Genomic DNA, 11,992 nt, shown 5'->3' with positions numbered 1-11,992 from the left:
ATCGGTGGTGGACTATCATCTCCACCATGACCTCCGCCGCCCATCGGTGGTGGACTATCATCTCCACCATGACCTCCATCACCCATCGGTGGCATACCATCACCGCCCATAGGTGGCATACCATCACCGCCCATAGGTGGTGGACCATCTTCTCCTCCATGATCCTCTCCACAATCTTCTTCATCCGGATTACAATTGCCAACAAAATTTCCTCTATCATCATATTTGGCTAAATTTGGATCTTGGTAGTCAGGAGACATCGACGGATTTCCATCTCCTGGCATCATTCCATGACCTCCATCACCCATAGGTGGCATACCATCACCGCCCATAGGTGGATAATATCCTCCATCACCCATCGGTGGCATACCATCACCGCCCATCGGTGGCATACCTTCACCCATAGGTGGCATACCTCCTTCTCCCATCATCGGTGGCATACCTCCATCACCAGGAGGTGGATAGTAACCTTTGTCCCCCTCACCTGGCATAGGTCCATGGTCTTCTCCCCCATGCCCATCGCCACTAGGGGGTGGATAATATCCTCCATCACCCATTGGTGGCATACTTCCTTCTCCCATAGGTGGCATACCTCCTTCTCCCATCGGTGGCATACCTTCACCCATAGGTGGCATACCTCCTTCTCCCATAGGTGGCATACCCTCACCAGGTGGATATGGCCCCTCACCAGGTGGATATGGCCCACCATCTTCATGTATTTCGCCCTCAGCATGCATTTCTTCTGCGTACCACATTTCTGGTGGTGGTGGAACAAACATCTCTTCATAATTCATCGATGATTTCTCATCGAACCACGAATCAAAATTCATCATGGGCCCTTGATCCCAGGGCATAGAAGTAGGTGGATAATATCCTCCATCACCCATAGGTGGCATACCCTCACCCATAGGTGGATAATATCCTCCATCACCCATAGGTGGCATACCCTCACCCATAGGTGGATAATATCCTCCATCACCCATAGGTGGCATACCCTCACCCATAGGTGGATAATATCCTCCATCACCCATAGGTGGCATACCCTCACCCATAGGTGGATAATATCCTCCATCACCCATAGGTGGCATACCCTCACCCATAGGTGGATAATATCCTCCATCACCCATAGGTGGCATACCTTCACCCATAGGTGGCATACCTCCTTCTCCCATTGGTGGCATACCTCCTTCTCCCATTGGTGGAATACCTTCACCCATAGGTGGTATCATTGGTCCTTCACCGCCCTTCCAAAATGTTTTATCGTGTATGTGGTCCTCTGCCTGATCTGCAAAATCAAATGCTGCATCATAATCTCCAGATTCAAATGCTTGCATTGCCTGGGTCAAATATTGATTCGCTTCTACGGTCGCATCCCAGTTCCCTTGACCATCTGATTCAAATGCTTCCATCATTTCTTCGTGCGCATCTTTCATTTCTTGCATTGCTTCTTCCATCTCTTCTTGTTTGATGCCTAGTTCGTGTTTTAGATGATCTTCTATTGCATCTCCATCCTTTCCGGTCTGTTCTTCGAATACAACTTTAGTCTCTTCCACTTCCGATTCCATTTCCTCTTCGGCACGTTCCACTCTCTCTTCTAACTTCTTAACCGTCTCTGCAACCTTTATTTGATCTTCTTCAGACACTTCTCCCGCCTGTACTAGTTCTACAATTATCTCTTCTCGTAGTTCCTCTTCGAAAGCTTCAACCTTTTTTGCGTGCTTCTTAATTTTTCGCTCCAATTTTAGTTGAGTCTCAAGTTTTTCTTGAGCATTTTCTCCTGTATCTAAATTCTCTATTTTAGTTTCAACCCTATTCAAAACCGCACCATGTCGATTTTCTGCTACCGCCATCGCATCGAAATTCCCCTCTTTTGCCATGGCCCTAGCTTCTGCTACCTTCTCCTCTGCAAATTCCAACTCCAAGTCAATCTTAGCTTCTGGATCTAGTGTTATTGCCAATTGCACCGATTCTCCAATCCCATCTATGAAATAAAATGGACTGTCTGGGGTAAGCCCTGGATTTCCTAAACTAGCCTCTCCTACTTGGGCGGCCGCAGATCCTGAAAACGCCATTGATATGACCATCAAAATCGCCCAAATTTTCATTCTGTCTGACATATGTCAAAACCATATTATTCTATCTATTTAGTCTTTTTGCCAATATTCATCCCAAAGAGCTATGCAGTGCGGCATTTTTCACAATACTAAGAAATGAACTCCAATGAAGATCAAAATAACTCCGAAAATATTCCCACTTCTCTCGGATTTTTATCCCCTTCAGATCGGGAATATCTCCTGTTTGGTGAGGGGGATCTAGATGCTGCAGAGTTACAAAAAAGAAAAAATTCCATTCGGGATAATACTATTGGGGGGTTGATAGACTTCACCTATCTAGTCAATTTAGATCTTGATACTAGAACTGAAATTTTCAAAAATTTAGTACCTATCCTTGACCAAGAAACCTTTCCCAATTTCGATGATCATTCCGAGCGCATTCTGATCTCTCCCTCAATCTACCTAGGAGTTTCACATTGCATCGATTTCCTGTACACCTCTTTAGGATTTTCACGCTTTAAGAAATTACTTCAAATTAGTCTCTTCCAGGCACTATTCTGGGAGTGCAGAAAACATTTCGAACGAATCCATCCTGTGAGACCTGAAGATATTCATTTTAACATAGATATCGACACAAGCGAGTCTTCTTATCTCCACGACCTATTTCGATAAAGTATTCGCATTTTGGAAATTCTTTGGATCTTTCAAAATGGACTCAGCGGGATTTGAACCCGCGGCCTCACGCATGCCATGCGCGCATTCTTCCACTGAACTATGAGCCCCTCCGCGAACATGCTATTTCATTATTGCAGTTAAACCCTTCGAACTATTGGCTCATGACGATTAATAGTAACTCTTTTATCTATTTGCCCTCTCCATCCCTCGTAAGGGACAGCGCAACCGCTCATCCGACAAGCCGCACACTTGTGTTGCTAGGGAAGGTGGTAGTGCTGGCAATATGCCCACTATATATCAGCTGACGTGTTGTTCCACACATACTAACCATCATGGCACGAATGCACACTCGTAGGCGCGGAAAATCCGGCTCTACCCGGCCAGTACACACCACGCTCCCCAAATGGAGTAACGTCAAACCAAAAGAAATTGAAAAAGAGATAGTCAAACTCTTTAAAGATGGCTACGCCCCTAGCGAAATTGGACTTAAGTTAAGAGATGAGGGCATCTCCGGAGTCCCTGTACCTAGTGTTAAATTGGCCACTGGGAAGAAAATAACAAAAATTCTATCTGATAATCAAGAGTCTCCTTCTCTTCCTGAAGATCTCACAAATCTTATGCAAAAATCAATCCGGCTCCACGAACATATCTCGGAAAATCCTAAAGATAATCAAAATAAGCGATCTCTTCATAACACCGAAGCAAAAATAAGACGACTAGTCAATTATTACCGTGGAAACAAACTGGACGAAGATTTCACCTATAATCAAGAAAACGCGAGGAAATTATTAGATTAAATGTTATTATTTGAAACTCTTCACACGCTACTGGAGGCATTATGGTAAAAGCTACTTTTTGCATTTTTTCCAAACAACCTGGTCTGGTAGCACAGTCCATAGCCCCTGATAATACCTCTTCCATAGAAACAAAAATTTCAGAAAATTCAATCATCGCCACCGTCCAACGAGATTCACTTGGCAGTCTTAGATCTACAATAGATGATTTACTCGTTAATCTCCAAGTTGCAGTAAATACAATAGAACAAACCCAAAATTATCTCCAATCACACCCAACACAAGATAAAATACAATAGAAACTTATGAGCAAAAGATCCGTATCCAAAAAAAGACAGCATAAACAGTGGTACAATATACTTGCACCAGAACAATTTGATAGAGTCAAGCTGGGAACTACTCCTGCAGACAACCCTGAAAAACTAATTGGCAGGACTATCGAAACTACTTTGGGAGCCATCTCTGGAAACCCCAATCAAAACCACATAAAACTTAAATTCAAAGTCGTTGAAGCCAGCGCAGATTCTGCTCACACAGAATTAATCAAACATGAGATCTCATCCGATTACTTACGTAGCCTCATCCGCCGAGGAGCTTCTAAAATAGATCTCATTATGACTGTATTGACCTCTGACTCTTACCAAGTCCGCATACATCCTCTTGCATTTACCAACAAAGGAGTAGACCATAGTCAAGAAAAAGCAGTCAGAAAACAAATGCAGTCGATATTAATTTCGAAATCTTCTAGTCAGACTTATCCCGAATTTATGGAAGCGATTTCCGAAGGAAAACTATCTTTAGATCTCTATAACGAAACAAAACATATCTACCCCCTTCGTCGTGTTGAAATACAAAAAGCAACCTTGGAAAATCACCCCTCAGCGTAGTCCCAGTCTCAATCTCTAACTTCTATTATCCCAACCATTCCTCCTATCTCATGAGGAACGCAAAAATAGTGATACGTCCCAGCAACTGAAAAGGTGTACTCAAATGTTTCTCCAGTTCCCAATGCCCCTCCCAATCTTTTAACCCAAGCATCTCTAGCTTCTTTTTCGGTTTCAAACCCTCCTGATGCAAAATAATCCGCATCCTCTGGAATTCTATCCTGATAAGCAGTTACTGTATGTAATCTAGAATTAGTATTAACAAATCTGAGGGTCTCCCCCACTTTTGTTTCTACCCGATATGGTAAGAACCCACTCGCACTCATTCTTATATCTGGAATTACTTCTGGGACTGGATCAATACACCCCTGAAAAGCAATTCCTCCCAGCCCTACTACCAGCCCCTTTCCAAATTCTCTTCTGTACACTCTTAAACTTATGAGCACAGTGAAATAACATTTTTTCTTTAGTTCAAAGATAAATCGTAAGATGTATGCCCGCAGTAAATTAATTTCTGTGTTATGCGGCCTAGGTTTTTAGGATATGACCGAGACGGAAAAAAGAAGTTTGGCCTCGCAGATATAATCTCTCTTTTTAATGCCATAATTGGTCTTGCTGCTGTTTCTTTCGCCCTTGTAGATCCAATTCTATCTTGTAGATTGATCCTCTTATCTGCCCTTGGAGACGGCGTTGATGGTATAGTTGCTAGAAAATTCGGAGGATCTACCATTGGACCTCATATTGACTCAATCTCTGATATAGTTTCCTTCGGTGTCGCCCCTTCTTTAGTAATTTATAATATTGTTACTCAAAATAACCCCATCTCATTTTCCAACATTTTCTTATTATCCTATGACTACCTTTTAATCCTTTTTTGCATCTTAGCATTTTTCAGCATGTCGGCAGTCAGGCTTTCTCTCTATATGGCATATGATATAGAACATAATCACACAGTAGGGGCCCAAACCCCCGTGGCGGCTATCATAGTTTCTTCAGTAGTTCTCATACAAACTTTCAGCATCACTACTATTCTATTATTGACACTCATCTTAGCATACCTCATGGTAATCCCGATCAGATATCCCGATTTACTTTTCCGCGATGCTCTGTTACTGAGCATAATCCAATTACTCACTATTGCATTCCCCGATGCAATTGGGCATGCATTTCCGTATGCCCTTTTAATCCTTTCTCTTGCGTATCTCTTCTTGTCCCCTTCCTATTATTGGAATAATTTTTCAGAAAGAATATAGAAACCCTCTTACGCGATTCGTCCCCATTTCTATCACATGAGTAAAGAAGACTCTTCGGCAGAAACAAAAGCATCTGACGGCGAAACTTCCAAACTTTCCACTAGGGAGTTACTTCAATCAAAAGGATTTTACGACGTCCTTGAAGGGCGGCCCAAAGATTTCCCCCCTGAACTTTCTGCACTCAAAGAACACGAAAAACGCGGCAACGTTGATATGGTTTTACTAGCCCTCGAAAACTTAGGAATGGAGTATATGAAACAATATTGTTTCAGCGCTCTCAAACGTATGGGTGATGTGTCTGCGATAGACCCCATGATCGATCGCGCCTCCAGACGTGATAAATCTGCAATAGAAGTTTTAGGAAAGATCGGTTCTGAAAAAGCTGTGGATTCCATCGTATCTTATGTCGACAACGATTCTGATCCACAATTACAGCTTGTGACCCTACGTGCTCTTGGAGAAATCGGATCTCCCCTTGCAACACAACACATTGCAAATAAATTAATTTCTGAAAATGAACAAATTCGAAGTAGTGCCGCCCGATCACTTGGCATGATCGGCGACACACGTGCCATAGGTCCATTATCATCGGTAGTTTCAAACGATCCTTCTAGTTTCGCCCGCTATAGTGCTATATGGGCCCTCGTGCAAATACGCACCAACCGAGCACTTGAAGCTGCAAAGTCTTACTCCAACGACTCAGACTACTTGGTACAATCTGAAGCCATAAAAGCATCCGAACTCCTCGGTTCTTTATCCTGATTTATATTAGCATCGCAATAAATTCCAAAGAAAATGCTATTGCGATCATTAACGCCCCAACCCTTCCAGCCAATGTATATTGTTGAACTTCAGTTGGTTTGATTTCAACATCATACCGATTCAATTTTGGTTTGTATCTCACATAATTTGGCACTTGGAATAACTCTATAAAAATTAAAAGACCACCAAAAGCTCCTACTATGTATCCTATCATTGCAATCACAACGTCATACTCTACCATTGTTCTATTCTATATTTCCCATCGATAAAAAACCCACTATTATATCTCATTTTCACTTGATTTTTATCGGAGTTTCTGCCATTTTCCTTTCCAATACTTCTCTTACTAATATATCTTCTCCAGGTATGAATTTTACCGATCCAACCACCAAGTGACCCCCTCCACTCACTCCCGCCTCTGGAATCTCTTCTTTAATTTCTTCTACCATTTGGGGTATGTCTAGATCTACACCATCGCTTCGTAATATCGCAAAATCTGGCCCATACCCAATAGTGATCATAGGAGTCCCATTTTTTTCAACGAAATAATCATGAATCGAACTTGTCGTTTTCCCCGGAGCCGGATATGTATGTCTATATGCACCCCTTTCAATTTCTATTCTATTAAATTGAATTCCAGTTTCTAATTGCTCAGAGTGAGTGTGTCTAAGCGAAGTTTCCACTTGCCGTTTCATATTCCTCTTCGCCAACTTGGATAGCAATTCTGTCACTTTTTTAAATCGATTTTCTTTTCCAACTCCTAGTATGTCTTCAATTAGTCCCTCCCCATTGTTACGCTTTAAGACATACGTTGCATAATCTAGAGCTTCACATATTCTGTACAAATCGGTCTCTTCAAATCCTAATTCTTGAGCCAATAAATAATAATCCGTCATGGCATTTGCAGACGACCTATCTGCCATCCCTGAAATAGCAGGAAAATGGCCGAATTTAACCATGGTATCAGGGTCAATCATTCTAGCAATCTCTGCACAAATCATCCCTGTTGTTATGCGATAATCCTCACCAACTAGATATGGGTTAACATGTTCTACTAGATATGGATCAACTTCATCTTCATTTGGATAATGGTGATCTACAACTAAGATGGGAATGTCGTAACTATTGAGGTAGTCATATGCCGGAGTATCTTCTTCTGTACTACCATTGTCAATTAATAATAATAATGGCAACATTTGCCCGTGCCGATCCCGAGAAGACAAGGCAGAATTCAAATCGTGAACTGCATCTTCCATATCATAATATGGTGCCCTACTCGACAATCGTTTGATTAAATTATGCTGAGACTTTTCATCACCATATACCTTTGTCACGAGACTTTTCAAAGATTTTTCAATGGGAAAACCGGCACAAATACCATCCACATCCGCATGATGTCGAATTATTATCGGGCGCCCTGAAAAAACTGCTCGGATAAGTATCTCTGCACTTGATTCTATATCCTTTCTCAGTTTTAACAGAGCAGGCCAATTTACTAAAAATTTCAATTCATTCAAATTTATCTTCTTAGCAATATTCTCTTCATACCTTTCTGTAATCCTTCCTAGCACTTCCGTCCCCACCTTTTCTATATGGTCAATTTCTAATTGCTTTCCATATTTCCCATCTCTCATTGTTCCTATTATCTGAATCCCATTTCCTACGTTCACGTCATTTGAAGATTTTTCATTTAATTGACTCAATTCCACACACCGAATAACTCCAGTCCCATCTGTAATATTATATGTAATTGGGCCCATAGTCTGTTTCACCTGGGAAACAAACCCTCTAATCCGGACAGTTTTCCCAATGTGTCTTTCTAGTTGATCTATGTTTATCTCTCCACCCTCTCCAAGAATTTGAGTTCTATATTCATTCAGTTTGCCCGGCGAAAAACTCAAATCTCCATTTTCTTTAATCTCGCTTAGTTGAACAACCAATTCTTCACCCTCTCTATACTCTCTATCAAAAATAGATTCATGAACTAATCCTGAAGTGCGCTTCGATAAGCGAACAAACATTCCATACTTAACCAAACGATCAACTCTAGCATGGTAATATTTCCCGACTTCTAGTTCCTCAAAATCACTATTTTGCCTAAGTTTATAAACAACTTCTGAACTATCTCCTTTCTCCATATTGGCCATTATGCCCACTTTGCCACCATCCCTCATAATTGTTGGTTTCTATACTTGCAGACTATTGCTTCTTTCATTTCACATTATTGTGCACTTCAAATCAACTCATTAGCACAAAGTCTTTCAATCGCCTCTTCAATGTTTTCCATCGAATTGGCATAGGAAATTCGTGCATATCCTGGGGCTCCAAATGCTTCTCCTGGAACCATCGCAACGTGGGCTTCTTCAATCGATTTTTCGCACCATTTTACTCCATTTCCACCAACTGGAATCATGACATAAAAAGCCCCATCTGGGCTTAAAATATCCATCCCACTATTTGACAAAAGTCGCAAAATAAAATCTCGTCTCTGCCTGAAAGAACTCACCATTTCTCTCACTGAATCTTCTGTATTTTCTAGGGCTTCTACGCCTGCATGCTGAACCATATTTGTCGCACATGTGACTGTGTGTGAATGAATTTTTGCAGCTTGTTTTATGAGACTTTGAGGTGCGCCCATATACCCCAAACGCCACCCTGTCATAGCATATGCCTTAGAAAAACCATTCACCGTCACCGTCCGGTCTCCCATACCTTCTATCGATCCTATGCTTGTATACTCCGGAGCATATGTGATTTCTTTGTAAATCTCATCTGAAATGACCATCACATCATTGTCTACCGCAAGATCTCTCACCCCTTCAAGCGCCTTTTGAGAGTACACAGCCCCTGTCGGATTCGACGGTGAGTTTATAACTATCAGTTTTGTCCTCGAAGAAATTGTTTCTTTTAGTTTACTCATTGCAGGAGCCAATTGAAATCCATAAGGCTCTAAATCAACCCTAGTTATCTCTCCTCCAGCCATCGAAATGATCGGCTCGTATGATACCCACGCAGGTGTGAGTACTATTGCTTCATCCCCTTCTTGTATAATCGTCATTATAGCTTCGAATAATGCCTGTTTCGCCCCAGGAGTGACAATTATTTCTTCCGATCCATACTCCAGCCCACACTTACTACTAAAATACTTAGAAATTGAATCTCTTAATTCCAAAATACCTTTTGAAGAAGTGTACCCATGATCTCCCGAATCCAGTGATCTTTTTGCCACTTTGACTATATTTTCTGGTGTTTTAAAATCTGGTTCTCCCACACTTAGATCAATTATGTCTATTCCTTTTTGTTTAAGCATCGACGCTTTATTCCCAACTGCAACAGTCGCGCTGGGCTGTATTTGTTCAACTCTCTGAGCAAATTTCATGATATTCTTTCAACCATTTTTATCGCACTCTCCATGGCAAAACCCCCATTTTCAATTCTATCTACGGCTTGTTTTGGATCCATTCCCGGTCCAGTTATCCCTAGTGCCACGGGTTTATCTCTGTTTAAACTAATTTTTATCAACCCTTGGGCCGCCGCATGGGCAATTACATGTTCGTGATCCGTTTCTCCTGATATTATTGCCCCAATGACCACTACTGCGTCAACATCATCTCTTCGTGCCAATCTGTCAGCGGCAATCGGGGCGTCATATACCCCCGGGACGTAAATGGTGTCTATCACTGTCGCCCCCCGATCTTTTGCAATTTGTTTTGCAGCATCCTCCATACGTTCTGTAATCGGTCTATTAAACTCTGCTACTACCATTCCTATTACTACCATAATTTGTCCAATGCTTGATTGGCTAATAGCTCTGACGATAGATGGAAAGGTTGTAGTTTGTAGACCTACTTTACCCACCAATGAAATCCCAATTTAGTACTTTTCTGTCTAAAACAGACCACACTCTACTTGCTATAATTTGCATCTCATTTGTGTCTCTTTTATTCCGAATAATAAACCTTGGATCTAGAGTTGCCCATTGGGATGAAGGAAGAGTGGGTTATGATATCCTTCGCTACGTAGACACTGGGATATGGCAATATAGGCCAATTGTTCACGGTCCATTTTTGCCTCAGATAAATCATTATATTTTTGAGTTTGCTGGTGCAAATGACTTTACTGCTCGTATCTCTGTGGCAATCATAGGGAGTTTATTACCACTTGCAGTTTGGCTATACCGCGACCACCTAAATAACCGTGAACTAATAGCGTTATCTCTTTTCCTAGCTTTGGATCCTCTACTTCTTTACTACTCCCGATTCATGAGAAATGATGTAATTGTAGCGGCGTTTGTTTTCATTTTCGTGGGCTACTGTCTGCGGTTCCTTTCTACCCATAAACCCCAGTACCTCTATTATGCAAGTGCATTTCTAGCTCTCGCATTCACAGCCAAAGAAAATGCCCTTGTGTATGTCGCAATATTATTCGCCTGTACATTCTTACTCTTCGATCACAAACTATTCTTACTTCGTGACAAAAAACCAGGCTGGACTGTTATTATAACTGAGACCCTTTCTCGCCTATCTGCGTCAATTTGGCATTGGAGGCGGCATCTATTGCTGGTCACTATAGAATTCATTTTCATTCTATTCTTATTTTATTCTCCCCGCACGGGATCGCTTGGAGGTATTGGTATCGATCATATTTTCTCACATCCTTTAATTTTACCAAGTGTCCTTTCTGCAGCAATTATAGATTCCGCCTCAAAACTAGTTGCAGAGTGGATTCTTGGACCTTCCACAGACCATGCATATCTGCCTTTTTTGAAACATTATCTCCTCTCCCTTTTGAATGCATCAGGCGCTTTGGTTCTATTATCCTTCATCGGATTCTTTTCTGATCGTTATGGAGGCAAGCATCCCCGAAACATAGTTGCATTAGGATTCTATTGGGGGATATTTAGTCTATTCATCTACCCACTTTCCATAGACATCAGCTCATCTTGGGCAGTCGTCCATACGGTTGTGCCACTTGCCATCCCCGCAGCGGTTGGGGCTGCAATAATTTATGATTGGGCCTCTGAATCTTTAACTTCAAACGATAAAATAGGGGCAAGCCTAGCTATAATTTTACTACTCTTAATATCTCTTGGAACAATTGGAATTTCTATCTCAACGAGTCACGTCAACTCGTACGATGAATCCAACTTCATTGTCCAATATGCGCAACCAGATGCTAATATGCACGCAACTCTCCAATCTATCCAAGTGGCTTCAGTCAGCCATTCTAAATTAGATGTACTCTTTTATGGTGATTACTTTTTAGTTGAAAACGAAGAAGATGCTTACATTCTCCCGCTTCGAGATGGAGAATGGTATAATCGACTTCCTATCCCCTGGTATCTCGAGTCATATGGATCAACCGTAGATAGTACTGCAGACATATTGTCTTTCGAAACAATTCTTGAAGATCAAACCCCCCCCGTCATCATAGCACGCTCAAACGAAATAGATGAGATACAACCCTTCTTGTCAGAATACCATCAAATTGAACATGAAATTCGCCAGTTCAACGTTGACATAATTTTCTTCATTCACGAAGATTATTTTATAGCTAAAAACTAACACCTT

Annotated in this window: 13 protein-coding genes and 1 tRNA gene; 7 read left to right on the top strand and 7 right to left on the bottom strand. The window is 41.5% G+C overall.

Going from position 1 to position 11,992, the window contains the following annotated elements; all coding sequences use genetic code 11:
• Positions 1–2,117: DUF5667 domain-containing protein (locus ACM9H2_RS04655; protein WP_415488707.1), on the bottom strand; the 2,117-nt coding region annotated here is incomplete at its 3' end.
• Positions 2,118–2,210: 93 nt separating this feature from the next.
• Between ACM9H2_RS04655 and ACM9H2_RS04650 the strand changes: the two genes are divergently transcribed.
• Complete coding sequence (locus ACM9H2_RS04650) at positions 2,211–2,726, top strand: hypothetical protein (protein ID WP_415488705.1); 516 nt, start codon at positions 2,211–2,213, stop codon at positions 2,724–2,726.
• Between the two features lie 38 nt (positions 2,727–2,764).
• Here the strand turns inward: ACM9H2_RS04650 and ACM9H2_RS04645 are convergent.
• Positions 2,765–2,836: transfer RNA gene (locus tag ACM9H2_RS04645), tRNA-Ala, on the bottom strand.
• 225 nt (positions 2,837–3,061) lie between these two features.
• Between ACM9H2_RS04645 and ACM9H2_RS04640 the strand changes: the two genes are divergently transcribed.
• From ACM9H2_RS04640 to ACM9H2_RS04630, 3 genes are read left to right on the top strand one after another with little or no spacing between them, the layout of a single operon-like run.
• A complete protein-coding gene (locus tag ACM9H2_RS04640) occupies positions 3,062–3,526 on the top strand; it encodes a 30S ribosomal protein S15 (RefSeq protein ID WP_415488703.1) in 465 nt (154 codons plus the stop codon).
• Positions 3,527–3,567: 41 nt separating this feature from the next.
• Positions 3,568–3,822, top strand: a complete 255-nt coding sequence (locus ACM9H2_RS04635) for a KEOPS complex subunit Pcc1 (protein ID WP_415488701.1) — start codon at positions 3,568–3,570, stop codon at positions 3,820–3,822.
• Positions 3,823–3,828: 6 nt separating this feature from the next.
• Complete coding sequence (locus ACM9H2_RS04630; protein ID WP_415488699.1) at positions 3,829–4,410, top strand: 30S ribosomal protein S3ae; 582 nt, start codon at positions 3,829–3,831, stop codon at positions 4,408–4,410.
• Between the two features lie 8 nt (positions 4,411–4,418).
• Here ACM9H2_RS04630 and ACM9H2_RS04625 read toward each other — a convergent pair whose 3' ends face one another.
• Positions 4,419–4,835 (bottom strand): plastocyanin/azurin family copper-binding protein, encoded by a 417-nt coding sequence (locus ACM9H2_RS04625; RefSeq protein WP_415488697.1) that lies wholly within the window; start codon positions 4,833–4,835, stop codon positions 4,419–4,421.
• A 93-nt stretch (positions 4,836–4,928) separates the two neighbouring features.
• Between ACM9H2_RS04625 and ACM9H2_RS04620 the strand changes: the two genes are divergently transcribed.
• The gene (locus ACM9H2_RS04620) at positions 4,929–5,660 is read left to right on the top strand and encodes a protein sorting system archaetidylserine synthase (RefSeq protein WP_415488695.1); all 732 of its coding nucleotides are present in this window, start codon (positions 4,929–4,931) and stop codon (positions 5,658–5,660) included.
• Between the two features lie 36 nt (positions 5,661–5,696).
• Complete coding sequence (locus tag ACM9H2_RS04615; protein ID WP_415488693.1) at positions 5,697–6,422, top strand: HEAT repeat domain-containing protein; 726 nt, start codon at positions 5,697–5,699, stop codon at positions 6,420–6,422.
• A gap of 1 nt (position 6,423) precedes the next feature.
• Here ACM9H2_RS04615 and ACM9H2_RS04610 read toward each other — a convergent pair whose 3' ends face one another.
• The 4 genes from ACM9H2_RS04610 to ribH form a co-directional block, all read right to left on the bottom strand.
• Positions 6,424–6,663 carry a hypothetical protein gene (locus ACM9H2_RS04610; RefSeq protein ID WP_415488691.1) on the bottom strand — a complete coding sequence of 80 codons (240 nt, stop codon included), beginning with the start codon at positions 6,661–6,663 and terminating at the stop codon, positions 6,424–6,426.
• Between the two features lie 52 nt (positions 6,664–6,715).
• Positions 6,716–8,569 (bottom strand): OB-fold nucleic acid binding domain-containing protein, encoded by a 1,854-nt coding sequence (locus tag ACM9H2_RS04605; RefSeq protein ID WP_415488689.1) that lies wholly within the window; start codon positions 8,567–8,569, stop codon positions 6,716–6,718.
• Positions 8,570–8,655: 86 nt separating this feature from the next.
• The gene (locus tag ACM9H2_RS04600; RefSeq protein ID WP_415488687.1) at positions 8,656–9,801 is read right to left on the bottom strand and encodes a pyridoxal phosphate-dependent aminotransferase; all 1,146 of its coding nucleotides are present in this window, start codon (positions 9,799–9,801) and stop codon (positions 8,656–8,658) included.
• A complete protein-coding gene (gene ribH / locus ACM9H2_RS04595; RefSeq protein WP_415488715.1) occupies positions 9,798–10,202 on the bottom strand; it encodes a 6,7-dimethyl-8-ribityllumazine synthase in 405 nt (134 codons plus the stop codon). The genes ACM9H2_RS04600 and ribH overlap by 4 nt, the downstream gene beginning before the upstream one ends.
• A gap of 80 nt (positions 10,203–10,282) precedes the next feature.
• On the opposite strand from ribH, the gene ACM9H2_RS04590 reads away from it, so the two are divergent.
• The gene (locus ACM9H2_RS04590) at positions 10,283–11,986 is read left to right on the top strand and encodes a flippase activity-associated protein Agl23 (protein ID WP_415488685.1); all 1,704 of its coding nucleotides are present in this window, start codon (positions 10,283–10,285) and stop codon (positions 11,984–11,986) included.
• Positions 11,987–11,992 lie beyond the last annotated feature (6 nt).

The organism is Candidatus Hikarchaeum yamanae, assembly GCF_009889665.1.
Taxonomy (GTDB): domain Archaea; phylum Halobacteriota; class Halobacteria; order Halobacteriales; family Hikarchaeaceae; genus Hikarchaeum; species Hikarchaeum yamanae.
Note: the sequence above shows the minus strand (reverse complement) of the source record. Positions and strands in the feature narration are given on the sequence as shown.

What these genes read in the sequence shown, in the direction of transcription:
- ACM9H2_RS04635 (WP_415488701.1), top strand. Translation starts at nt 3,568, where the DNA reads ATGGTAAAAGCTACTTTTTGCATTTTTTCCAAACAACCTGGTCTGGTA.
- ACM9H2_RS04600 (WP_415488687.1), bottom strand. Translation starts at nt 9,801, where the DNA reads ATGAAATTTGCTCAGAGAGTTGAACAAATACAGCCCAGCGCGACTGTT.
- ACM9H2_RS04610 (WP_415488691.1), bottom strand. Translation starts at nt 6,663, where the DNA reads ATGGTAGAGTATGACGTTGTGATTGCAATGATAGGATACATAGTAGGA.
- ACM9H2_RS04620 (WP_415488695.1), top strand. Translation starts at nt 4,929, where the DNA reads ATGCGGCCTAGGTTTTTAGGATATGACCGAGACGGAAAAAAGAAGTTT.
- ACM9H2_RS04590 (WP_415488685.1), top strand. Translation starts at nt 10,283, where the DNA reads ATGAAATCCCAATTTAGTACTTTTCTGTCTAAAACAGACCACACTCTA.
- ribH (WP_415488715.1), bottom strand. Translation starts at nt 10,202, where the DNA reads ATGGTAGTAATAGGAATGGTAGTAGCAGAGTTTAATAGACCGATTACA.
- ACM9H2_RS04650 (WP_415488705.1), top strand. Translation starts at nt 2,211, where the DNA reads ATGAACTCCAATGAAGATCAAAATAACTCCGAAAATATTCCCACTTCT.
- ACM9H2_RS04615 (WP_415488693.1), top strand. Translation starts at nt 5,697, where the DNA reads ATGAGTAAAGAAGACTCTTCGGCAGAAACAAAAGCATCTGACGGCGAA.
- ACM9H2_RS04605 (WP_415488689.1), bottom strand. Translation starts at nt 8,569, where the DNA reads ATGGCCAATATGGAGAAAGGAGATAGTTCAGAAGTTGTTTATAAACTT.
- ACM9H2_RS04630 (WP_415488699.1), top strand. Translation starts at nt 3,829, where the DNA reads ATGAGCAAAAGATCCGTATCCAAAAAAAGACAGCATAAACAGTGGTAC.
- ACM9H2_RS04640 (WP_415488703.1), top strand. Translation starts at nt 3,062, where the DNA reads ATGGCACGAATGCACACTCGTAGGCGCGGAAAATCCGGCTCTACCCGG.